Source organism: Parcubacteria group bacterium (assembly GCA_041657845.1).
In the GTDB taxonomy this organism is placed as follows: Bacteria; Patescibacteriota; Minisyncoccia; order Moranbacterales; family JAKLHP01; genus JAKLHP01.
This window is the reverse complement of record JBBABD010000009.1, coordinates 16871-40692: the sequence shown is the minus strand read 5'-3', so window position 1 is coordinate 40692 and position 23822 is coordinate 16871. Positions and strand designations below refer to the sequence as shown.

26 protein-coding genes and 2 tRNA genes are annotated in these 23822 nt (G+C 37.8%); 2 read left to right on the top strand and 26 right to left on the bottom strand.

The genetic code is table 11. The features are described from left to right. Window positions 1-228: 228 nt before the first annotated feature. The 12 genes from efp to dnaG all read right to left on the bottom strand — a co-directional run bounded on the left by efp (window position 229) and on the right by dnaG (window position 12226). Window positions 229-786, bottom strand: a complete 558-nt coding sequence (efp, locus tag WC906_02645) for an elongation factor P (GenBank protein MFA5777310.1) — start codon at window positions 784-786, stop codon at window positions 229-231. 70 nt (window positions 787-856) lie between these two features. Beyond that, window positions 857-1060 carry a 30S ribosomal protein S18 gene (gene rpsR / locus WC906_02640; GenBank protein ID MFA5777309.1) on the bottom strand — a complete coding sequence of 68 codons (204 nt, stop codon included), beginning with the start codon at window positions 1058-1060 and terminating at the stop codon, window positions 857-859. Between the two features lie 95 nt (window positions 1061-1155). Then, window positions 1156-1629 carry a single-stranded DNA-binding protein gene (locus tag WC906_02635; protein MFA5777308.1) on the bottom strand — a complete coding sequence of 158 codons (474 nt, stop codon included), beginning with the start codon at window positions 1627-1629 and terminating at the stop codon, window positions 1156-1158. 100 nt (window positions 1630-1729) lie between these two features. Then, a complete protein-coding gene (locus tag WC906_02630; GenBank protein MFA5777307.1) occupies window positions 1730-2329 on the bottom strand; it encodes a 30S ribosomal protein S6 in 600 nt (199 codons plus the stop codon). Window positions 2330-2564: 235 nt separating this feature from the next. Further along, complete coding sequence (gene recA, locus WC906_02625; GenBank protein ID MFA5777306.1) at window positions 2565-3575, bottom strand: recombinase RecA; 1011 nt, start codon at window positions 3573-3575, stop codon at window positions 2565-2567. A gap of 139 nt (window positions 3576-3714) precedes the next feature. Continuing rightward, window positions 3715-4725: a helix-turn-helix domain-containing protein gene (locus WC906_02620; GenBank protein MFA5777305.1), complete on the bottom strand. Its 1011-nt coding sequence runs from the start codon at window positions 4723-4725 to the stop codon at window positions 3715-3717. Between the two features lie 50 nt (window positions 4726-4775). After that, on the bottom strand, window positions 4776-7115 hold the full coding sequence (locus WC906_02615) for a DNA translocase FtsK 4TM domain-containing protein (protein ID MFA5777304.1): 2340 nt from the start codon (window positions 7113-7115) through the stop codon (window positions 4776-4778). A 115-nt stretch (window positions 7116-7230) separates the two neighbouring features. Further along, a complete protein-coding gene (locus WC906_02610) occupies window positions 7231-7893 on the bottom strand; it encodes a ribonuclease H-like domain-containing protein (protein MFA5777303.1) in 663 nt (220 codons plus the stop codon). A gap of 119 nt (window positions 7894-8012) precedes the next feature. Then, the gene (locus WC906_02605; GenBank protein ID MFA5777302.1) at window positions 8013-8141 is read right to left on the bottom strand and encodes a hypothetical protein; all 129 of its coding nucleotides are present in this window, start codon (window positions 8139-8141) and stop codon (window positions 8013-8015) included. Between the two features lie 16 nt (window positions 8142-8157). Next, window positions 8158-8826, bottom strand: a complete 669-nt coding sequence (locus WC906_02600; protein MFA5777301.1) for a S24 family peptidase — start codon at window positions 8824-8826, stop codon at window positions 8158-8160. A 139-nt stretch (window positions 8827-8965) separates the two neighbouring features. Further along, window positions 8966-10084, bottom strand: coding sequence for an RNA polymerase sigma factor RpoD (gene rpoD, locus WC906_02595; protein MFA5777300.1), 1119 nt, complete (start codon window positions 10082-10084; stop codon window positions 8966-8968). Window positions 10085-10411: 327 nt separating this feature from the next. Further along, complete coding sequence (gene dnaG / locus WC906_02590; protein MFA5777299.1) at window positions 10412-12226, bottom strand: DNA primase; 1815 nt, start codon at window positions 12224-12226, stop codon at window positions 10412-10414. Window positions 12227-12508: 282 nt separating this feature from the next. Here dnaG and WC906_02585 point away from each other — a divergent pair, with 282 nt between their 5' ends. Continuing rightward, entirely contained in the window at window positions 12509-13222 is a 714-nt protein-coding gene (locus WC906_02585; GenBank protein ID MFA5777298.1) for a HAMP domain-containing sensor histidine kinase, read from the top strand. A 234-nt stretch (window positions 13223-13456) separates the two neighbouring features. Here the strand turns inward: WC906_02585 and WC906_02580 are convergent, their stop codons facing one another. Then, window positions 13457-13900, bottom strand: coding sequence for a hypothetical protein (locus WC906_02580; protein MFA5777297.1), 444 nt, complete (start codon window positions 13898-13900; stop codon window positions 13457-13459). 44 nt (window positions 13901-13944) lie between these two features. Between WC906_02580 and WC906_02575 the strand changes: the two genes are divergently transcribed. Next, complete coding sequence (locus WC906_02575; GenBank protein MFA5777296.1) at window positions 13945-14859, top strand: DUF2779 domain-containing protein; 915 nt, start codon at window positions 13945-13947, stop codon at window positions 14857-14859. A 127-nt stretch (window positions 14860-14986) separates the two neighbouring features. Here the strand turns inward: WC906_02575 and WC906_02570 are convergent. From WC906_02570 to WC906_02510, 13 genes are all read right to left on the bottom strand, one after another. Beyond that, window positions 14987-15071 (bottom strand) — tRNA-Ser (locus WC906_02570). Window positions 15072-15084: 13 nt separating this feature from the next. After that, on the bottom strand, window positions 15085-16518 hold the full coding sequence (gene pyk / locus WC906_02565; GenBank protein ID MFA5777295.1) for a pyruvate kinase: 1434 nt from the start codon (window positions 16516-16518) through the stop codon (window positions 15085-15087). 151 nt (window positions 16519-16669) lie between these two features. Then, window positions 16670-17050, bottom strand: a complete 381-nt coding sequence (locus tag WC906_02560) for a hypothetical protein (GenBank protein ID MFA5777294.1) — start codon at window positions 17048-17050, stop codon at window positions 16670-16672. A gap of 80 nt (window positions 17051-17130) precedes the next feature. Beyond that, window positions 17131-18220 (bottom strand): peptide chain release factor 2 gene (gene prfB, locus WC906_02555; protein MFA5777293.1). Its coding sequence is split into 2 segments (ribosomal slippage): window positions 17131-18153 and window positions 18155-18220, totalling 1089 coding nucleotides; the frame shifts between segments, so codons are not numbered across the junction. Window positions 18221-18223: 3 nt separating this feature from the next. Next, window positions 18224-18970, bottom strand: coding sequence for a ZIP family metal transporter (locus tag WC906_02550; protein ID MFA5777292.1), 747 nt, complete (start codon window positions 18968-18970; stop codon window positions 18224-18226). Between the two features lies 1 nt (window position 18971). Then, a tRNA-Thr gene (locus tag WC906_02545) sits at window positions 18972-19044 on the bottom strand. A gap of 35 nt (window positions 19045-19079) precedes the next feature. After that, entirely contained in the window at window positions 19080-19991 is a 912-nt protein-coding gene (locus tag WC906_02540; GenBank protein ID MFA5777291.1) for a thiamine pyrophosphate-dependent enzyme, read from the bottom strand. A 45-nt stretch (window positions 19992-20036) separates the two neighbouring features. Further along, the gene (locus tag WC906_02535) at window positions 20037-20510 is read right to left on the bottom strand and encodes a phosphatidylglycerophosphatase A (protein ID MFA5777290.1); all 474 of its coding nucleotides are present in this window, start codon (window positions 20508-20510) and stop codon (window positions 20037-20039) included. Continuing rightward, the gene (gene pgsA, locus WC906_02530; GenBank protein MFA5777289.1) at window positions 20503-21054 is read right to left on the bottom strand and encodes a CDP-diacylglycerol--glycerol-3-phosphate 3-phosphatidyltransferase; all 552 of its coding nucleotides are present in this window, start codon (window positions 21052-21054) and stop codon (window positions 20503-20505) included. The genes WC906_02535 and pgsA overlap by 8 nt, the downstream gene beginning before the upstream one ends. A 1-nt stretch (window position 21055) precedes the next feature. After that, a complete protein-coding gene (locus tag WC906_02525) occupies window positions 21056-21595 on the bottom strand; it encodes a CDP-archaeol synthase (GenBank protein MFA5777288.1) in 540 nt (179 codons plus the stop codon). 132 nt (window positions 21596-21727) lie between these two features. Then, the gene (gene porA / locus WC906_02520; protein ID MFA5777287.1) at window positions 21728-22891 is read right to left on the bottom strand and encodes a pyruvate ferredoxin oxidoreductase; all 1164 of its coding nucleotides are present in this window, start codon (window positions 22889-22891) and stop codon (window positions 21728-21730) included. A 7-nt stretch (window positions 22892-22898) separates the two neighbouring features. Next, window positions 22899-23186, bottom strand: coding sequence for a 4Fe-4S binding protein (locus tag WC906_02515; protein MFA5777286.1), 288 nt, complete (start codon window positions 23184-23186; stop codon window positions 22899-22901). Next, window positions 23173-23751 (bottom strand): 2-oxoacid:acceptor oxidoreductase family protein, encoded by a 579-nt coding sequence (locus WC906_02510; protein ID MFA5777285.1) that lies wholly within the window; start codon window positions 23749-23751, stop codon window positions 23173-23175. Before WC906_02510 ends, WC906_02515 begins: the two co-directional genes overlap by 14 nt. Window positions 23752-23822: the final 71 nt, after the last annotated feature.

Here is a 23822-nt window from a genome sequence, read left to right as displayed (position 1 = left end):
CGTTAGATGGATTTTTCGGAAAAACAAAAACGCTCCTGCGTGTCCATAAAGGATTGACGCAAGAGCGCAGATACAAGATAATTCAGGAAATTTTAGAAAAATAGCCTCCCAATTATTTAATTAAACCAAAAAATATAACTTTATTTGTCATTCCACACTTGATGCGAAATCTACGTTATCGAATTACGGTAATATAGATTCCTGCTTTCGCAGGAATGACATGTAAATCTATCCTCTTGAAACATATTCTCCTCTTTCCGTATTCACGATCAGTGTGTCGCCTTCTTTGACGAATAACGGGGCGCCGATTTTGAGTCCGGTTTCCAGAGTTACCAATTTTCCTCCGGAAGAAACCGTGTCGCCTTTGATTCCGGGAGGAGCTTCGATTACTTTTAGTTTTACTTTGATTGGAACTTCAAGATTGATCGGAATTCCGTTAAAATTCAAAATGGTCACTTCCGTTCCTTCGACCAGATAATTGGTTGCGTCTCCCAAAACATCTTTGGGCAAAGTGAACTGATCGTAATCCTCGCTATCCATAAAACAAAAATTATTTCCTTCGAGGTAAAGATACTGCGCTTTGGAAGAAGTGATATCCGCTTCGGGAGCTTTTTCCGCACCCTGAAAAGTTCTTTCCAAAACCGAACCGTTCAGGAGATTTTTCAGTTTTGTGCGAAGTACCGCTCCGGCGCGCCCCATTTTGGAATGTTCGGCATACAAGACTTTATATGGATCATTATTAAAAATGATATTCTTTCCGTTTTTAATATCTGAAATAGATAGCATGCTAATATCTGCTAATAAATAAACAAATGTATTCGAATACATTTGAATATTATTCGCAATAATTCGCGAATTATTTGATAACAAACGGCACCAAAGCCATTACTCTGGCTTTTTTGATGGCATTAGCAAGAGCCCTTTGATGCTTGGCGCAAATTCCAAATTTCTTCGGAGGATAAATCTTTCCTTGGGAATTCATAAAGCGGCGAAGCAAATAAACATCCTTGTAATCAATTTTATCCATTTTCTGTTCGCAAAAATAACAAACTTTATCCATTAAATTAAGTCACGAAACAATCGCTAAACTTTTCCCGAATTATCCCTAAATATTCGGGATTTTTAGTGATAGTTTTCGTGTCGTTTAGTGATTTATTAAAACGGCACATCTTCAATTCTTACTTCTCCTTGTTCGTCATCGAGGTTGATAGTCGGAATTTGCTCCTCCTTGGGAGCTTGGGTTTGAGGAGCAGATGGCTTTTGAGCTGCTGGAGCAGAATAATTTCCCCGATTGGCTCCTTGCGGTTTGGATCCAAATTGAAAATTCTCTACAACCACATCTGTAGTTTTTCTTTCTACTCCGTCTTTTCCGGTATATTTTCTCGATTCCAATCTTCCTTCCACAAAAATTTCCTGTCCTTTGATCAAATATTGTCCGGCAACTTCGGCCGTTCTTCCCCACATAACCACATTATGAAATTCGGTTTTTTCCTGTTTCTGCCCCTGCTTATCAGTCCAAGTCCTTCCTGTAGCGAGGCCAATTGAGGCTACGGTTTGACCAGACGGAGTGGTTCGCACTTCCGGATCCCTGGTGAGACGCCCCACCAAAATGACTTTGTTAACATTCATTGAATTAAATCTCGAAACAAACCCTAAAATTTTCCCGAATAATCCCTAAAATTTTCGGGATTTTTAGCGATAGGTTTCGTGTTGTTTAGTGATTTATTCATTATATATTAAGTATTTCGTCTATTTTTTCGTCAATGCTTTTTTTGCTTTCATTTTTTTCTTCCTCGCCTGCTATAGCTTTAGCGGCGTCGGGTTTTTCCACTTCTTTAATTTTCTTCTCATCGCCCGCTATTTCTTCCTTGCCCGTCATAGTTTTAGCGAAGTCGGACACTTTCTCTTTTGGTGCAGTTTCAGTTTTTTTGATATAAACTGGCTTATCGTAATTTCCTCTCTCCTTTCCTAAATCTTTTGCAAAAACAGGCTTTCCTTCTCTAATTTTGAGCTCCGGTAAATCCTCTGCTTTCACAATAATAAATCTCAAAATATCATTATAGAGGTTAAGTTTTTTGTTTATATCGTCTAGAGTATTGGCCATTTCTTCATTTTCTTTTTCCTCTTCTTTGATAATCTCAAATTGCTGGGCAACATAAACCCCTCGGGCTTCCTTGCCGACTTTGTAAGCCATCTTCCTTTTTTCTTCAATTTGCGGTTCGAGCCATTTTCCGCCTTCTTTGGAAACAATAGCCGAAACTTCTTCTTTTATTCTGGCGAATTCTTGCTCTTTTGATTCCCCGACCAGATAACACAGTTCGTAAAGCATTAAATTAAATCGCGAAACATACCCCAAAAATTTTCCCGAATTATCTCTAAATTTTCGGTATTTTTAGTGATAGATTTCGTTTTTGTTTAGTGATTTATAAAAATAAATATCCATCAAGAAAGCCCTCCGGATGGATTATTCTTGCCTTATCTTTACTGAAAGGTAGAGCGAAGCAAGATTGGACTTTCTCAATTGTTTTTTAACTCTACCATGCTATTTAATTTTTGGCAACTCCTTACTCTTTTAATTTCCCTTTTATCGCTTTGGCTATTTCTGCCGCCACCTTGGGAGTTTCTTGCAAAAATTTCTTAGCTGCTTCCCGTCCGACTCCCAATTTCACTTCACTAAAAGCATAGGTATTTCCGGATTTCTTCACTACTTCTAATTTAACTCCCGTATCGATCAAATCTCCCGACATTGAAATTCCTTCATTGTACATAATATCAAATTCTGCGATTTTGAAAGGAGGCGCTACTTTATTTTTCACCACCTTGGCTTTGGTCCTATTTCCCACCACTTCATCGCCTTTCTTAATTTGCGCAATTCTTCGAACGTCGATTCGAACTGAGGAATAGAATTTTAGCGCTTGTCCTCCGGTTGTCGTTTCCGGATTTCCGAACATCACTCCGATTTTCATTCTAATTTGATTGATAAAAATCACAATTGTGTTAGAGCGAGCCATAATAGCCGTGAGCTTTCGAAGTGCTTGAGACATTAGTCTCGCCTGTCTTCCTACGTGGTGATCTCCCATATCCCCTTCGATTTCCGCTTTCGGCGTAAGCGCCGCTACCGAATCAACAACAATAATATCCACCGCATTTGAACGAACCAATGTTTCAACAATATCCAGCGCTTGTTCCCCGTTGTCAGGCTGAGATATCAACAAGTCATCAATTTTGACTCCTATTTTTTTAGCATATTCGGGATCAAGCGCATGTTCCGCATCAATAAAAGCCGCCGTGCCTCCCATTTTTTGCGCATTGGAAATAATATGTAAAGTAAGCGTTGTTTTCCCTGAAGATTCCGGTCCATAAATTTCTACAACTCTTCCTCTCGGTACTCCGCCAATTCCAAGAGCAATGTCAAGGGAGATAGAACCGGTAGAAATCGACTCAACATCAACTCTTTTCACTTCTCCTAACTTCATTAGCATTCCTTCTCCAAACTTATCCTTAATCTCTTCTACCACTTTGTCAACATCGCTTTTATTTTTTTCATTTATTTTTGGTTCTGTATTTTTTGCCATAACCCGCAAATCTACAAATCTAACACAAATATACGAATATTTTGTAAAAGATTTATATTTTTATATTTTTTAACCTCGCAGTGATATTATATCATTAACAAAAAGAACGTCAAGCTAAAGTTATCCACAGATGAAAAAATTATTTTGGAGAAGTGAAAATCCTATTATCAACAGGTTTCGTATCCTTGCTTAAAGTTCCCAGATCTTTTCCGTTTATTTTCACTCCGACATATTTACCTTTGTCCGCCGAAACTGATATTTTATTTTGTGCTTCAAAATTTTTAACTTCTCCCGGAGAAATTTTGCCATTGAAAATTTCGACATCATCAGCCTTAATTATTATTGAAGCCGGCTTTGTGCTGCCATAAACATCAGCTTTTATTTTAATTTCTTTATTTTCTTCATTGCTTGGCTGATCATCCTGATTCTGCGGATCAGGAGAATTTTCTCCTCCTTCTTCAGTAATATTTTCAAATTTGGCTTCTCCGGTAATTATTTTTTCCGATTCTTTATCGAATCTGTTTATAGATTTAACTGAAATCTTATTCAATCCTGGTTGAAGTACCAAAACTTCGGAAAATTTCCCGTTTTCATCGACTATTATCGACTGGCCATTAATAAGAAGCTTGGAGTCTTTTTCTGTTATTCCCTCGATTTTAATCATTTTATTTTCAATAGAAAAATTATCCAGCGGTTCAATTATTACGAGCCTTGGTTTGGAAATAAAAATACTGAGCTCCCTGTAAAGATAAAAAAAACCAAGTCCGATAAAGAAAACTATTAAAACTGCAATAATAATTTTCGGAGTAACGGAAAAACCGGAAAATTTTATTGGTTTGAAAATCTTTTTCTCAGATTCTTCTTTTTTGATATTATTATGAATTTCTCTTTCCCGTTCATACAATTTGATAAAATAGTTTTCATCCGCTCCCAAATATTGAGCGTAACTTCGAAGAAATCCTTTGACATAAACGTCAACCGGAAGCTTTTCGTAGCGTCCGCTTTCCAGGTATTCCAGATATTTCATCTGAATTCTAGTGCTTTTGGAAACCTCGCTGAGAGTGATCCTCTTTTCACTTCTTATTTTACTAAGACGCTCACCCAAGGTAAGAGTTCCTACGTTCTTTTTGACAAATCCGTTTTTAACCATAAATCAAGAATACCATCTGCCATCCGAAAAAGCAAAACATCAAAAAAATTCTATAATTGCCATTTATCCCTGGCTTCTTGATCATGACTCGGGTCTTCATAGGTTGGATGGCCTTCGGATGCGATATAAACCTCTCGAGGCTTAGCTCCATCCGGTGGTCCGACTATTCCTTGTTCTTCCAAGAGATCAAGAAGCCTAGCCGCCCTGGAATATCCGACTCGAAGCCTTCTTTGGAGAAGCGAAGCTGAAGCTTTTCCTGCTTCCGAAACCACTCTCTTGGCTTCTTCAAACAAGCTGTCTTCCATATCTCCGTTTCCCTGGCTGAATTCGGAAAAATTAATTTTATCCTGATTATTTTTCGTTTCTCCTCCATTAGCTATATCTTCCCCGATTGATTCCTCTCCTCTTTCTATTTTTTGATTCTTGATAAATTTTACTACTCTTTTTACTTCCGACTCAGAAACAAAAACTCCTTGAAGACGCCTGATTCCATTTGGTCCGGCTTCCAAATATAAAAGATCGCCATTTCCCAAAAGCTTCTCCGCTCCTCCGGTATCCAAAATAGTTCGTGAATCTATCTGTGTCGCCACTTTGAATGCAATCCTGGTTCCGATATTGGCTTTAATTAGTCCGGTCAGAACTTCAACGCTTGGACGCTGCGTAGAAATAATCAAGTGGATTCCAACAGCTCTAGCCATTTGAGCAATTCTAATAATCACTCCCTCGACTTCTTTCCCGTGCGATCCCATAAGATCGGCCAGTTCGTCAATTATTATAACAATGTATGGCAGTTTTTCCATATCCTCTTCAGTAATTTCTCCTGTTTCCTGGTTGACTATTTTCCTTTTTTCTCCAGTTCCTATTTTCTTGTTATATGAAGCAATGTCGCGCGATCCGGTTTCTTGAAGAAGCATATATCTTCTTTCCATTTCTCCCACTGCCCATTTAAGCGCACTGACTACTTTCGAATTTTCCACTATCACATCGGAAAGCAAGTGAGGAATTCCATTATATAATGAAAGTTCCACCCTTTTCGGATCAACCATAATAAAGCGTAAATCTTCTGGAGAATTTTGATAAAGCATTGAGAGTAAAATTGAATTTACGCAGACGCTTTTTCCCGACCCGGTGGATCCGGCAATCATAAGATGGGGCATCTTATCCAAATCTCCGAAAATATAACTGCCACTGACATTTTTTCCGAGAGAAAGGGAAAGGTTTGATTCCCGTTTTTTGTATAATTCGCTCTGCAGAAAATCCCTAAGACGCACAGTTGCCATTGATTTGTTTGGAACCTCAATTCCAACCAAAGACTTTCCTGGAATTGGAGCCTCAATTCTAATCGGATGAGCAGCCAACGCCAAAGCCAAATCACTGCTAAGACCCGTAATTTTGCTAAGTTTTATTCCTACCGCTGGACGAAAACTGTACTGGGTAATTGTCGGACCGGTCATAATATCAGCCAATTCTACTTCGATCCCAAAATGCCCTAATGTTTTTTGAATGATTTCCGCGTTCTTTTTCACGTCTCCCCCTTTGGCTTCTCCGGTTGATTCCTCCAGAAGATCGAGGGGAGGAAATTGCCATCCGCTGTTTTTCTTTCTTCCGTTGTCATTTTTTACGAAAGAATCTTTCCGCTCTCCCTTTTCCCAAGAAAGTCCCTTCGTCGAAAAGCTTAGTTTTGGCTCTTTCTTGTCCGCCATAGCTTTAGCGGAGGCGGGTTCTTCTTCTGGTCCCTTCACAAACTCCGGACCTTTTATTAATCCTTCGCTGCTTGGCTTTTCATTCGACTTAATAATCTCGTTTTCACCAGTCTTTTCTTTTTCCGCCATAGCCTCATCAGTAGCAGATTCCTTTTTCATCCCCAGCATTTTTTGGACAAAACTAACAATAGAAAAATCGAATGTTACTATAATTCCAGCCAAAAATAAAGCGCTTAAAATAACCGATCCCGCTATGGTTCCCGTAAATTTTAGAAGCAAAAAGGAAATTGCATAGCCGGCATATCCCCCACCCTCTCCTCCTTTAGCTATTTCTAAAAGTTTTTCCAATCCGAAATAAATATGAAAAAATCCCAGAACACTGAAGAAAACAACCCCTAACCCAAGAAGCTTAGAAACATAAAATGAAGTTTCTTTTCTAAAAAGCAAAATCACTCCGGAAGCTACCATAATTACTGGTGAAAGCCACTTTCCCCAGCCAAACATTGTTCCAATAATTTTATCCAGCCAAGCACCAAGCACTCCCGCTTCTCCGAAAAAACCAAGGACAAAAAGAATGGAAAGGGCAAACAAAAAAATAGCCGCAATACTTCGTTTCGCATCGCCTTTTATTTTTATTTTGCTTTCTCTTTTTTCTTCTTCAATAACTTCTTTTTTCTTGCGTCCCATATATAAATTATTTTAGTAAAAAAACTTAATTACAGCTGGGCAAATCATGCTTATCCAATTATACCACTAAATAAAATATTTTCAGAACTTGCGTATTTGCCTATGCCGAAAACTATTAACTGAAAGTCATCCTTCGGTAAACTTCCCTGGTCGCTTCCACGTCCCTTTTACAATATTCGCAAATTTCTTTTACTTTTCCGGCTTTGTAGAAAGTATAGACTTCCGAACCATCAATTCCATCTTTGGGTGTCGGAATTCCAAGCGCCAAAGCAATATGTTCCAAGCCGACTGAATTCATGGACCATTTTGACCATTCTTTCATCGTGTCGTATATCGGATAATCTTTGTATCTGGCAAAATTCAGATTATAAGCCGGCTTCACTCTATTTACAATTGAACGCTGATAAATGAAACGCAAATCAAAATCCATCACATTATGCCCAATAAACTGGACACCATAATCCGGCCACTGGGGATTGCGAGCTGGAACGCTGATTGATTCAACGATTTCCCAAAACTTTTCAAGAATCTGAACCTCATCATCATCTCCGCCCAGACATTGAACCGGATCATCGTCAATCGCATAGGCGATGCAGACAATCCTTCCGAACGACCCATCAAAAGAAGTGCCCAGAAGATATTGCTCGAAATCGGATTGATCTTCGCATCCTTCTTTTTTGCTTTTCTTGGCTTTTTTCTTTTCATATAATATTTTCAACGCACCTGCTCCTTCCTCTCCCGCCGGAATAGTCTCAATGTCTAAAAACAACCTTCGCATATTTTTTACTTTATTTTTTATATTTTAATTTTACTCTTATTTCCCGCTTGTTTCAAGAAAAAAATAAAAAGCGGAAACTGATTGCTAAATCCCAATCGGCTGCCGCTATAAATTTAAAGCTATTTTTTGATTTCTTTTGCTTTTTTCACAATAATATCCCGGATTTTAAAGACACTTTTTCCGGAAACCAGCATCTTCGTTTTCTTTTTTGTTTTCTCTTCTCTTTTTTCCGCTTTTACTTTTTTCATAATTCTATCTTATCCGCTAAATGCTGACGTATTTCACCGGCAGGACTCTTTTAAAAACTCCGGCAATGAGAATTGAGTCGGATTTGTCCAAAAATATCGGATGATGAATGGCATTTCGGGAATGAGGGAAAAGAGCAATAGTGCTGTTGTCTACTCTCTTAAATTTCTTGATTGTCGCCATCCCATTGATTACCGCCACCACGACTTTTCCATCCAGCTCCGTAAGATATTTTCCTTCGAATTTTTCGAAAATAACATAATCTCCGTCATTGATTTTTTCCTTGTCCATCGAATCTCCCAAAGCTTTTACGGCAAAGAGCTCTCCTTTTTTGTTTGATGGGAAAAAACTTCTAGAAATCTGGAGAAAATCATCTGCTATATCAGTTTCGGCGTAAGCCAGCGCCTCTCCGCAAGAAGCCAAGCCATAAAGAGGAATAGAAATAATATTTTCTAAATTAGAAAAACTTTTATTTTTAACCAGATAAATCCGATGCTCCTTGTCCCGCTTGATCAGATCTTTTTTCTCCAGAGCTTCCACTACCTGCATCACTGATTTGATGCTGTCTTTTACGCCCAAATTGGAAAGATACTTGTGAAGGGCATATCCGGTTGGATTTTCCTTGTGATTCTTGATTAATTCCTTGATTGTTCCAATGATATTTTCCTGTTTGGCTGTTAGCTTCATAATGATAATTTTTTTAATTATTAATAGTTCGTCCTTAGTGATATTATATCATTATAAATTTAATGTGCAAGCAATCGCCTGTGGATAACTTTTCCCAATAAAAAAGCCGCTCCAATTGGTCAGAGTAGCTTTTTAATTTTTAATAATCCTTTAGTTTCCTGATTGCTTTGTGATCTCGGATTTTGTCCAAGGCTTTGGCTTCAATTTGGCGGATGCGTTCGCGGGTTACCCCGAATTCCTGCCCCACTTCTTCCAAAGTGTGCGTCACTCCGTCTTCCAAACCGAATCTTATCTTCAAAATTTTCTGTTCGCGAGGAGTAAGTTCTTCCAAAACTTCCTCGACATGTCCTTTCAAAAGTTTTCGAGAAGCGGATTGGGTTGGCATAATCGTTTCCGTATCTTCAATGAAATCACCAAGAACCGAATCGTCATCGCTGTCCCCTACTGATGTTTCAAGCGAAACTGTTTCCTGGGAAATTTTTTGAATATGGCGGATCTTATCGACTTCAATATTCATTTCTGCGGCAATTTCTTCCGGAAGCGGTTCGCGCCCCAATTCCTGAACAAGCCGGCGGGTAACCTGCGTATATTTATTGATCGTTTCCACCATATGCACCGGAATACGAATCGTCCTGGACTGATCGGCCAAGGCTCTGGTTATTGCTTGGCGAATCCACCAGGTTGCATAGGTCGAAAACTTATATCCTTTTCTATAATCAAATTTTTCAACAGCGCGAAAAAGCCCAATGTTTCCTTCTTGAATCAAGTCGAGAAGCGACAAGTTATGGGAACGTCCGACATATTTTTTTGCAATACTGACCACCAATCTCAAATTTGCTTCCGTAAGTCTTTGCTTGGCGGCCAAGTCGCCTTTTTCATTGGCTTTAGCCAGCTTTATTTCTTCATCGGCAGAAAGAAGAGCCACTCTTCCAATTTCGCGAAGATAAATCTGGACTGAATCAGTAGAGTCATCTCCTATTTCATCCGGAATAGAAACCTCTCCCTTTTTCTTTTTAGTTTTTTTCTTTTCATATTCTTCCGATTCTTTATTGGTATCCATCCTAAGCATCCCTTCCTCGGAACTAAGTATTTTTATTCCTGTGGTTTCCAATTTTTCATACAGATTTTCCAAATGGTCAATATCCTTTTCCACTTCGGGAAGAATATGGATAATCTCATCTTCAGTCACGAAACCTCTTTGCTTTCCTCTTTCCAAAAGATCTTTAATCAAAAATTCCCTGGTTTCTTCTTCTGACATTTCCTCTTGAGGTTTTCCGTAAAATTTCGTCTCTTTTGTTTTCTTCTTAAACGCTTTCAGTTTAATGGTTTTTCTAACTTTTTTGGATTTTAGAAGTTTCTTTGGTTTTTTGAGAACCTTCTTTTTGGCAGTTTTTTCCCTCTTTGTTTTCTTTAATTTTCGCGAAAGCTGAACTTTGCTTTTCTTGATTTTTTTCAAGACCTTGTATTTTTTCAGCTTTTTCTCTTTTTTCTTCATAATTTTTACTACAAATCTACGAATCAGCTGCAAATATACAAATTTTAAAAAATATTTGTATATTTGCAAGGAATTTGTAAATTCGTAGTTTTACTTATTTTCCTTAGAAAGTTTATTAAACTCATTAATTAATAATATTTTCCCTTCATCGTCTCCGATTTCTTCCGCTTTTTGAATATCGCAGAGAAGAACGCCAAGCTTTTTTTTACTCAATTCTTTCTTTAGTTCATTAAAACAATAGAGAAACTGCTCTCTCAGATCAGAAAGATCATTTTCCTCGGCCTCCTCTTCCGCCATTGAATATTTTGTATTAAAATAAATTTTCTGCAAAAAATCCTTGCCTTCCTTATCTTCCACAAGGGAAATTAAATTTTCAAACTTATATCGAGCTTCAGATCCTTTTTCCAAAATCGGAACGAGTTTTTGATCGCGAAAGAGATATTCTCTTCTCACGGGATCAATCAATATTTCCTTCCAAAGAATTCCATCATTAAGCATTATTCCAGCTATTTTTTCCTTAAGAATTTCCACTCTTGTCTTGGAAATTATTTTTTCCTTGGCTTTGTCTGCAGTTTTAGGCCCGTTAAACCTATCCTCGGTTTTCTTGAGAGTCTCAATCAAAATATTTTCGGGAACATCCAGCTTCTGAGCCAGTTTCTTTATCCAATGATTTTTTTCAATGGCATTTCCAAAATTTTTGATAATATTTAGAAGTTCGGCAGCAATTATTTTTTTATCACCAACTTTGTTCTTATTATATTTTTCAAAGTAATTGTTAAAGAAATACTCCATTATCGGAGTAGCTTTATCCATAGTTTCAACAAACTTTTTCGGATTTTTTTGAACTAATTCCGCCGCATCCTTCCCTTCCGGAAGAGTTATCACTGAAACATTAATATCTTTTTGAAAACAGATTTCTGCGCTTCTCTGGGTGGCTTTTTCTCCGGCGCTATCCATATCAAAAAGCATTTTTACTTCGCTTGCATATCTTTTGAGAATATCTACCTGCTCTCCTGTCAAGGCTGTTCCTGAAACCGCCACCGTGTTTTTTATTCCGGCCTGATGCGCCGCAATCACATCCATATTACCTTCCACAATTATAACCGAGTTTTCCGTTTTTATGTTCTGTTTCGCTCTGCTCAGCCCATAAAGCACTTTGCTTTTATGATAAACGGAAGTTTCCGGAGTATTCACATACTTGGCTTGCGATTCATCTCCTCCCGGAGCAACTCTGGCTGAAAATCCCACTACTTGTCCCATTACGTCCATAACCGGAAAAGTAATCCGATCCCGAAAACGATCATAAAAACTAGAATTTGGAATTTGGAATTTGGAATTTGGAATTTTATTTTTCTCTACCAGGAGACCGGTTTTTATAATATCCTGCGTATTGTATCCTCTCTTGGTTAAAAATTCTAACAAATTTTTCCATCCATTGGGCGCATAACCCAATCTGAATTCTTTCATTGAGTCGCTATTCAGTCCTCTTTCTCGCAGATAATTTAATATCTTTTCTTTTCCCATTCCGTCCCAAAGCTGTTTTTCGTAAAATTTGGTTGATAATTCAAGAATTTCCAATGTCTTTTTTCTGTCATCAACAAATTCCGCTTGATCCTTGCTGAATTTCGGGAGTTCAATTCCTGTCTTTTCAGCCAAAATTTTAAGCGCTTCTTTAAATTCAATCCCTTCAATTTCCATAAGAAATCCGAATACATCCCCTCCCTTTCCGCATCCGAAACAGTGCCAAATCTGCTTTTCCTCATTTATCATAAAAGAAGGACTTTTTTCATGATGAAAAGGACAGAGTCCTTTCCAGCTGGATCCCGCTTTTTGTACACGAATATACTCCCCGATTAAATCAACAATATTTATTCGGGATTTAATATCTGGAACAACTGAATTCATCTAATATGCAAGAAAATTAATATGCTCAATATATTACTACCACAGATAGAAAAAATTTCAAAATTGACCTGATTTCTTCCTGCCTAAATCTTATATTAAGGGGGGGGATAAATCAAACCTGCCTTGATGTTCTCACGCGTTACAAAAATAAATAATTATGCTATGCTATAATAAAATTTGAAGTAAATGCCGTGATTTAAAAAAATGGCATTTTTTATTTTTGCCATTTCTAAATTTTTCACCGTATTTTTTTATTATTATTTAAAAACCTAGATATTTACAATGAAAAAATCATTTTCCAAAATCAAAGAAGCGGATAAAATGAAAGATAATTTCATTTCAATGGCAAGCCATGAGCTGAGATCTCCTATCACTGCCCTTAAGGGATATTTGGAATTATTAAGCGATAGAAACAAAGATAAAATGGATGAAGAAAGTGCCAGATATTTGAAAAATATGAAGTCTTCCATTAACAGGCTTGACTCTTTGGTTTCCGATATTTTAGAAATATCAAAGCTGGAAGGAACTTGCATTCCCCTTAAAATTACCGCTTTTAATCTTCAACCCGTCATTCAAAAGATACTTGAAGAAATGAGGTTTCAAGCCTCCCAAAAAGGTTTAGCTATAAAACATCCAGAGTCTGCGATTCCTATGGTTAAAGCCGATAAAGCAAGGACAGAACAAATTTTAATCAACCTTGTAAGCAACGCCATAAAATACACAATGAAAGGAAAAATAGAAATAATAGCAAAAGTAAAAAACAAGGAACTATTAATAACCGTGACTGATACCGGAGTCGGAATTTCTTCGAAAGATATTGAAAAATTATTTGAAAAATTTTACAGAATTAAAGATAATGGCCTCGAATCTGTTTCGGGCACGGGACTGGGTCTTTGGATCTCCAGAGGTTTGGCCAGAAAAATGAACGGCGATATTACAGCGGAAAGTACCAAAAATATCGGCTCGCGCTTTACTCTGCATTTACCGTTAGCCTAAATATCATAAAAAATCTTATACAAAAAAGTTTGGAAGTTCTTTTTATGCTTATGCGGGCGTCATCGGTCTAGAACTTTAAGATATAGAGAATTATAAGGGTTTTTTGACGATTCGTCCATACGCGTGATTTGAGGCTCCTCGGTCGCATCTTTGGAGACCAAATGAGACAAATGAGACACGAGACAGCATATGTCTTATTTTGAGGAATAAGACACGCTAGCGTCCAAATGTAAGCTAGAATGGCTTAAAATAGGATATCTCGCCAGTCTCAGCATCTTGGACAACATTCTCAATCCTCCGCTTCTCGCCGAGGAGCATTCGATCATCTAATGAGTAGGAATAGATAAATCTTAGACCTCTTCCTCTGTATTCAAGAGTCTTAAAAAGATATGCAATAAATGAACCCGTAAAGCGATATCTCCTGATACATGCTTCAAGTTGTTCTTTGATTTCCGATTCATAGCCTTTCCAGGAACGAAGCTGATAACAATGCTCAATCCATAAATCAACAGTGTAGCGAAGGAGCATCGTGATTTCATTGATTGCTAGAATATTTCCTTTTTGAGCAATCCGTACAAAAGCAATGCTGATAGCATCTCGAATTAATTTATCCTCGTAATCTACCGGGGCAATAAAAGTATACATTTTATCTCTATGCTTATCGCGTATCGCAATCACTTCATTTTCATCTTCATAAAAGTTCAGGGATTCCCATTGGCGTTTTGTCCAAAATACTGAAAAACAAAAATGAACCGAATGTTAGACCGGTGAAACAATGCAACAATCCCTACGAATGTATGTTTAAAGAATATTGCTTGCAGGGCATTCCTCCGAAATCAATCTACTCCATTATTGGAAAACTTTCGGAAAAAACAATCAATAAACTGTTGGATGACGGAATTTTGGAAATTGAAAATATCCCCGAGGAATATATAACGGAAAGATTCAGCAAACATTTTCATGCCATTAAATACGACGTGGTTAGTATTGATAAAGAAGAAATAAAAAATGAACTGAATCAAATCAAATATCCGATTTACTTTTTGGATTATGAAACCTACGCTTTGCCCATTCCTATTTTTGACGGATACAAACCTTATCAAAATATCGTTTTTCAATATTCTCTGCACATTCAAAAGTCGGCCGATTCCAAACTGGAACATCATGCCTATTTGGCAAAAAGCCTGACTGACCCAACCAGAGAATTGGCTGAGTCTTTGAAAAAACTGATTGGGAAAGACGGGACTACCATGGCTTGGAATATGGGATTTGAGAAAAATTGCAACAAGGGCATGGGAGAAAGAGCGAAAGAATATGCGGAATTTTTCAAAGATATCAATGAAAGGATGTATGACTTGATGGCTGTTTTCAAAAAAGGATTCTATATTCACAAAGATTTTTTGGGAAGTGCTTCGCTTAAAAAAGTTCTTCCAGTTCTTGTTCCAAGTCTTTCTTACGGAGAACTTAATATTCACGAAGGAATGACAGCTTCAAATAGTTGGTATGAAATGGTTAGTGAAAAAACCGCAGAGAAGAGAAGAAAAGAAATCTACGATGACTTGCTTAAATATTGCCGATTGGACACATTAGCGATGGTTGAAATTTTAAAAGAGTTGAAAAAAATTATCAATAGCTAAAAAGCACTCCTTACGCTTTGTGAGATAATTTTCCGAAGTAACATAAAAACCGCTTGAGGCGGTTTTTAATGTTGCTTACCGACAAGCTTTCAGGCTCATCGGTCTGCACGATAAAAAATGTATGATGCGGAGGCGAGAGGATTCGAACCTCTGATACCTTGCGATATGCTTGCTTTCCAAGCAAGTGCACTAGACCACTATGCGACGCCTCCAAAAAAATAAATATTACTGAATTTCCCGGATATTCACAAACCGATGATTCCGATCGTCATTCTTTCCTATCAAAACAACTTTATCGCCAATTCCCAGTAATTTATCATCTTGAGCTTTTTTAAGCAAATGTTCAACTACTTCTTCAATTTTTCCATTCTTGAAAAGAAAGGCTTTTATACCCCAAACTAAAGATGATTGATAACAGGTTTTTTCGTTATTAGTTCCAACTAAAATCAGTTGGACAGGCCTGAAATGGGAAATGACTCTAGCCGTAAATCCTCCCCGACTAAGAATGGCCACCGCTTTGGCATTTGAATTGAGAAGCAGACTGCAGGAATTTTTTATAAAATTAACATATTCATTCGAAAGCTCCTGATTGATATTGAAATTGCCAATATCATCGTATGGGGACTCTTCTGTATTTTCAATAATTTCTGCCATAGTCTTGACTGTCTCCACCGGATATTTTCCATTGGCCGATTCTCCCGATAGCATTACTGCATCCGCATGGTCAATAACAGCATTGGTCACATCGCTTACTTCCGCTCTGGTCGGCCTGGGATTTTGAATCATACTGTTAAGCATCTCGGTAGCCACAATGACCGGTTTTAAATTATTTATGCTTTTAGCGATTATTTCTTTTTGAAGAATTGCCACTTTTGTTTCCTTCATCTCGATTCCCAAGTCCCCCCTGGCTACCATTACCGCATCCGTCGCCGAAATTATTTCATCCAAATTTTCAATTGCTTCTTTTCTTTCTATTTTCGCCACAATTTGAGGAAGATTATTATCGCGATTCAGAATTCTTTTTATTTTATTCCGGAGATCTTCAATATCTTTTGCATTGCTCACGAAAGACATCGCTATAAAATCTACTTCATTTTTGAGTGAAAATTCAAGATCCTTCCCGTCTTTTTCAGTTATGGGAGGAATCTTTAGTTTGGCATCTGGAATGTTAACCCCTTTTTCATTTTTAATAACACCTCCGTTCACCACTTCCGCCTTCAAAAAATCGCTGTTTTTCTCGATAACTTTCACACTAAGTAGCCCATCTTCAATCAATATTTCATTTCCAACTTCAATATCCTTGATAATTTCCGGATAATCCAAACCAAAAATTTTCAAATCTTTGTCATTGAGATTTGGAATTTGAGCATCTCTTGAAACAGAATAAACTAATACCTTTTCACCAGGCTTTATTTCAAAATTTTCATCGACAATAGTCCTGATTCTCGGTCCTTGAAGATCGGCTATAATGCCCACATTTTCACCCAGTTCTCTTGAGAGATTGCGGATATTTTCTATGATTTTTTTGTGGCTTGAATAATCTCCGTGTGAAAAATTAAGACGGGCAACATTCATTCCGTTTTTTATCATTTCTCTAAGGATTTCTATTTTTTCCGAAGCTGGGCCGATTGTGGCCACAATTTTTGTTTTTTTTTGCATATACGCAAATAATCGCGAATGTAAATCCAATAAATTCGAATACATTCGCTTTTAGATTAGCAACTATTAGTATCTGTATCTTCGCATAAAAAACAAAAACAGGCAACAACAAAATATTGCCTGTTTTATATCGGAAGTTTTTTAAAATTCTCTATTTGATAAGTTCGAATCCGCCAATTATCGGGAGTTTTTTCATTTCACCTTTAGCTGCACCGATAATACCCATAATCGCCAAAACAATCAAAGCAATCGAACCCAAAGGAAGGATTATAAACCATCCCAAGAAAGGAATAATTCCTCCCACCACATTCACCGCTATTGCCGACAAAAGCAACATCAACTGCTGATTGGCATGAAATTTGGCAAAGGGACTATTTTTTGCGTCAGTAACCAAAGGAATAAAAAACAATATAGGAATAATATAACCCACTATCGCCATTGCTTTATTTTTTTCAGCATCAGCTTGATTTCCTTGCGGAGCAACTGACTGAATCGGAGTCTGTTGTTGTGTTTGTTGTGTTTGTTCGTCCATATTTCACCTCCTTTTTTATTTTATATTTATTACATTTATCTTTTTAAAATATATCATACTCTTCGCTTTTTAGCAATTTTTTATTTTCCCGCGCTAAAGCGCAAATATGCTTCAATGAATTCACTGATTTCGCCATCCAGAACCTTCTCCGGATCGCTGGTTTCAAATTTTGTCCGGTGATCTTTGACCATTTTATACGGATGCAAGACATAGGATCGGATCTGATTCCCCCACTCGGCGCTATGAAATTCTCCCCGTAGTTTTCTTTCTTCCTTTTCTTTTTCCTCCAAATATTTCTGATGGAGCTTGGCTTTGAGTATTTTCATCGCCTGCTCTTTATTCTGAAGCTGAGATCTTTCATTCTGGCAAGTTACCACGATTCCGGTCGGAATATGAGTAACTCTAATCGCGCTATCGGTCGTGTTGACATGTTGTCCTCCCGCTCCTGATGAGCGATAGGTGTCAACTCGTAAATCTTTCGGGTCAATTTTTACCTCTTCCAAATCGGCAATAATCGGCAAAATTTCCACCAAGGCGAACGAGGTTTCCCGGAGGTGATCGGAGTTGAAAGGCGAAAGACGCACCATTCGATGCACTCCTGCTTCACTTTTCAGATACCCGTAAGCATAATCGCCTTGAATTTCTAAAGTTGCATTCTTAATTCCCGCTTCTCCTCCTCTCGATTCATCCAATACTTTTGCCCTAAAATTATTTTTTTCCGCAAAGCGGAGATACATCCGAAGAAGCATCTCAGCCCAATCTTGGGCATCCACTCCTCCAGCTCCGCTATGAATAGAAAGTATGGCGTCATTTTTGGCATAATCGCCCTTCATGAGAGTTCGAAATTCCAATTCGTTTATTTCTTTTTCCAAATCATTTATTTTTTTTTCTAAGTCTTTCTGATCTTTTTCAGTTTCTGATATTTTCAGCAGTTCATCCAGTTCCAATGCTTCTTTTTCAACTCTTTCAATTTTTTCTACTTCTTTCTTGAGAAGTTCCGTTTCTTTCATTATTTCTCCGGCTTTTTGGGAATCATTCCAAAAACCAGGCTCCGCACTTTGGTCCTCTAATTCTAATATTTTCTGTTTTTTCTCTGGTACGTCAAAGATAGTCCCGAAGACTCGGGATTTTAGCGGAAATTAGGTTAAGTTTTTCCTGAAGCTCTTTCATAAATTATTTAAATAATAACAGCAATGCGACCATCAGTCCAATTCCTAAAATAAAATTTGTGAGCTGCCAAAATGATTCCCTTGCTTTTGTGTGTTTGTGAAGTTCGGGAATAAGATCGGAGAGAGCGATATAGATAAAACCCCCGGCCGCAAACGGAACCAAAAAATTAACCAAACTCTCATTTTCTCCTAGGATTAAAACTGCTATCGCTCCGAGAACCGCTGCCAAGGCGGTTATGAAATTGAGAAGCAAAGCTTTCTTTCTGGAAAATCCTCCGTAAACCAGCGAACCAAAATCTCCCACTTCCTGTGGAATTTCATGAAAAACTACAGCGAGAGTTGTCGCAATTCCCACTGGAATGCTGACCAAATAGCTAGCCCCAATGATCATTCCGTCAATAAAATTATGCACGGTATCTCCGGTCAGAATTACATAAGAAAACGGGTGGGGATGTTTTTCGGAAGGAACTTTGTGGCAATGGCGCCAATGCACAAATTTTTCCAAAACAAAAAAGGCAACAATTCCTGACAGTACATACAAAGAAACGCCTAAATATATTCCCGCATTTTTATACGCTTCCGGAATCAGATGGATAAAAGCATCGCCTAACAGCGTTCCGGCGGAAAAACTGACGAAATATATCAGCACTTTATTCAATTTTTCCCGGCTGAAAGGAATAGTAAAAATCCCAATCAGTGAAATCAGACTGACAATCACAACGCTTAATATTGTATAAAGCCAAACGGTCATGAGCCGATGGTCGGAATTGAACCGACGACCTACGCGTTACGAGTGCGTCGCTCTGCCAACTGAGCTACATCGGCGTTGAAGAAAAGTATAATATATAAAACAAAAAGTATCAAATATTTGACTTGGTATTTTTAACTAATTTCTTCCAATTCGCATCCGTCGTTTTTTGAATTTCTTTGATTACTTTCTTATTTTTTGCTTCAAAAAGATGTTTGAATCTCCCCTGCCCTTTCAGAAATTCCTCAATTGGCTTGGGTTTTTTATTTACGTAATTAATTACGTAATTTCCGTCTTCGATTTCATAAAGCGGCCAGAAATTGGTTTCCGTGGCTAGCTTTCCCATTCGGACATATTGCGAAGTGGGAAATTTCCAAAGATTGGTGCAAGGCTGAAGCACCAACAAAAATGACGGCCCTTTGGTTTCTAAAGCTTTTTTGGCTTTCATCGCTAAATCTTGAGGATACGCCACATTCGCCTGTGCCAGATATTTAATATTATGCGCTTTCACAATTTCCATCAAATCTTTGCGCTGCACCGTTTTTCCAAAAGATTCAAGTCCGGCCGGCTGCGTCTCTGTGTTGGCTCCATACGGCGTTCCGCCCGATCTTTGCCCTCCGGTATTCATATACCCTTCATTATCATAACAGACATACAAGAAGTCATGACCGCGTTCCAGCGCTCCTGAGAGCGACTGGAGGCCTATATCATAAGTTCCGCCGTCCCCTCCAAAAACAACGAGTTTAGCTTTTCTCTTTAATTTCTTTGCTTTATATAAAGCTTTTTGAGCCGCTTCTACGCCCGAAATGGTTGCCGAGGCATTTTCAAAAGCACTGTGGATGTAAGGCACTTTCCAAGCTGTGTAGGGATAAATTGTTGTTGTTACCTCTAGGCAACCTGTCGCATTAGAAACCACAATTGGATCTTCCGTCGCGCCAAGCACAGTTCGAACAATCGCCGGAATTCCGCATCCCGCGCAAGTGGTATGCCCCGGCGCTAATTTTTTGGTCAGCTCTTTATTCATAAAAAAAATGTTTTTAGATGTTCTAATTATAACAGTTTTTCGCTTTTATGTAATCCGGATTAAACCGGTAAAAATGGCGGCGAAAACTCCAGCTAGAATATCGTCAAATATGACATATCGCGGGGTATTAATTTTATCGAGCACGCATATCGGCCAAAACTTCAAGACATCAAAAAACCTGAAAAGCGCAAAACCAATGATTAAATTCCATCCAGCAGAATTATTTTCCATTAAAAACGGAATTCCGGCGATCATCATTCCCAAAAATTCATCTGTGATAATCCAGGAATGATCGACTTTTCCATTTGCCTTATAGCTTTCGACATATTTGATTGATAAAATATAAATGAAAATAAACACCGCCAGCGCCGCAAAAATCCTAACGCAGAGACTTTGGATGCTATATTTCAATAAAAACAGAAAAATAGCCGAGACAACACTGCCAAGAGTTCCTGGGGCGTATTTTGAAAAACCTATTCCTCCCAGCGACAAAAAAATACGCTTAAATTCTTTAGTCATTTCGTTGATTTGCCCATTTTTTTATATATATCCATCCGCTATAATACGCTAAAAATACCGCAATAATTCCAAGAATATATGCCAGATATTGAAACCAATAAAACCTAGGATAAATCAGAAAAAGCAAAGCAAAAAATATCATTGCAATCTGAAAAAATGTTTTGAATTTTGCGCTTTTAATAGCCGGGGTAACAATTCCCTTTGCCAGCATATAATTTTTCAGCCCGTCAATAAATATTTCCCTCAAAAACAAAAGAAGGAAGATTAATTTCGGCATTCCGGCAACACTAAAAAGGAAAAAATAAAAAATCAACGTCAAAATCTTGTCAAAAATAGGATCGAATACTTTTCCAAAATCGGAAACAACTTTCCATTTTCTGGATAAATATCCATCCAGCCAGTCGCTAATTGAAGCCAGCAAAAAAAGAATGAAAATTATCAAAAAACGATTTTCTAAATTGGACATGAACAAACCGGCTATAGCTAAAGCCATAGCTCCGCGACCGATAGTGATTACATTTGGAATTTGTTTTTTACTAATCATACTACCAATATGTTTTTTTTACCTTAAATATATAAGCTAAAAAATTAACTATCGGATTCAAAAACAATCCGCAAAGAATGGCAAAAACAATTTCCTTCCACCCCCATTCGACTACAATGCTGGTAAAAAACAAAAATCCGATTATATAATCAATTTGATCGAAAGGAACAAATGGTCTTCCTGCTTTAATGCCAAGCTGTCTCTTGAAAAAACTTTCAATTAAATCTCCAAGCAGCGCTCCAAAACCCGCTAAAAATCCAAATAGCAGAAACTGCCCTAATCCAGACAATTTTTCTATTTTAACAATTCCCTGAAAATCCAAAATATATTGCAAAAAAGCTATAACTATTGAAAAACCAACGCCGACAATAAATCCACGCAAAGTTTTATTTTCCCCAAAAATTCTCTTCCCAAAAACACTTTTCCCGAAATCAACTGGCCGATCAAATGATTTCAATATTCCCAAACGGCTGGCTATTTGCGGCGCCATATTGGCTGCAAAAACCGGAAAAAGCAGATAAAAAATATTCAAGTAAGCCATTAGAAATTTTTTATTATTTTATACCATGGCTTACGCATTTAACTACAACAAGACGCTTTTTTGGAAGCGCGACTATAAAATAGTCGCCATCGTGCCGAAGCAAGCGGATTGGCAGATACAAATGCGCAAGTCTTATTCTATATATCTAACCTCCTTTGAAAATTTCCACTTTAGAAGATCTTCGAAAACTTTTTCAATATCTTTTTGAAAAACATCTCTTCCTCCAAGTCCGTAAACATAACTTTGTACCGGAACGCTGATTTGAGCGGAAAACAAGGAACTTACAATGTCGGAATAAATCGGCGGATAGGCGCCGAAAGACATCGCCTTGTCGAATACAGCAATTCCTTTGAGTTTTCGAAGGGCGTTTGAGATATTGTCATATGGGAAAGGACGGAATAATTTTATTTTAAGAAGCCCGACCTTTTTTCCTTTGTTTCTCATTTTGTCAACCGCTTCTTTGGCGGTACCTGCTGTCGAACCGGCAATCACAATCGCATACTCGGCATCCTCCATCTTGTATTTTTCAAAATAATCATATGATTTTCCGAAAGATTCTTTAAATTCTCCGCAAACTTTTTTATACGCAATCAGTGTTTCTTTAAAAGCTTCCTCTTGCTCAATTTTAAAATCAAAATAGGAATTTTGAAGCGCCAAGAATCCGAAACTCACTGGATCGTCAAAATTCAAAAGTGATTTTTCCGGATTGTATTCTCCAACGAATTTTTTGACATCCTTATCTTCAAAAATATTTACCCTTTCAACTGTGTGCGAAGTATGAAATCCATCCATAATTACCATCGCCGGGAGTTTCACTTTTTCCGCCAGTTTCATCGCGATAATACCATTATCATAGGCTTCCTGTGCATTTTCGGAAAAAATTTGAATCCAGCCGGCATCGCGCACCCCCATTGCATCACTATGATCTCCGTGGATATTGAGCGGCGCTGAAAGCGCTCTGGCACTCATATACATAAATATCGGCAGCCGCATTCCACTGGCAATGTAGAGCATTTCATTCATATAGGAAAGCCCTTGAGAGCTGGTCGCCGTTACCGCTCTGGCTCCTGCCGCGCTAGCTCCAATCACGGCGCTAATTGCGCTATGTTCCGATTCCACTTGAACAATTTCCGTTGAAACTTTTCCGTCCGCTTTCATTTTGGCAAATGTTTCAATAATCGGAGTTTGAGGAGTAATTGGATAAACCGCCATAACATCAGGATCGATCTGCCGCAAAAACTCTGCGGCAATAGTCCCGCCAGTCATCGCTTTAGTTTTATGATTCTTATTCATCATATTTATCTTATTCAACTTTTTTCATAATTATTGCTTTTACTGGACATTCAATTGTGCAAACTCCGCAACCTTTGCACCATTCCTGATTAATCGAAGCAACTCCTTTGGATTTCTTGTTTTTTCCGGGATGGATATTGGAACGAAGTTTGATGCAGGCTTCAGGACAAAACAAAACGCAGGTTCCGCATCCAATGCATTTTTGAGAATCCACTTCCGGAGCAACAGATTTCCAATCTCCTGTCTTCGGAGCTTTATTCAGATCATTTTTTATAGTTGAACTGTTACATTGAGTCATAAGCTTTTTCCATCGCTAAAATATTTTTCTTTACCAACTCTTTTCCAATTTTATCATTAAAAATACTTTCAAAAATAACGATAACATTTGAAAGCTTTACCAATTCAGTGATTTTAATAAGCCGGCCAATTATGGCCACGTTGGGATTCGGACTGCCAATTACTTTCATCGCCAGTCCGGAAGCATCAATGGTGTATATTTTCCCTTTAAGATCTATCAAATCCGAGCTAACATCTTTTGGTGATTTTTTCGAATTAACCAGAATAATACCATCTTCGCCGAGATTGATATTTTTCAATACCCCCTTTTTTTCCAAAATAGTTTCATCCAAAATAACAAGCACGTCGGGACTGTTAATCGGTTCCGCAGTTCTTATTTCTTTTTCAGAAATCCGAAGATATGTTTTGATGGGTGCTCCGCTCCTTTCCGGACCAAAATCGGGAAAAGCTTTAACAAACTTACCCTCCAAAACTCCAGATTGAGCTATAATTTCCGTCGCCGTTTTTGCTCCTTGTCCGCCACGGGCAAGAAACACTATATTTATAATATCTTCATTGAATTTCATAACTTAATAATAACACAAAAGAAAAGGGATAGAAAGAAGAAACAGCATTTTTGGTTGGCTGTCTCTTCAAA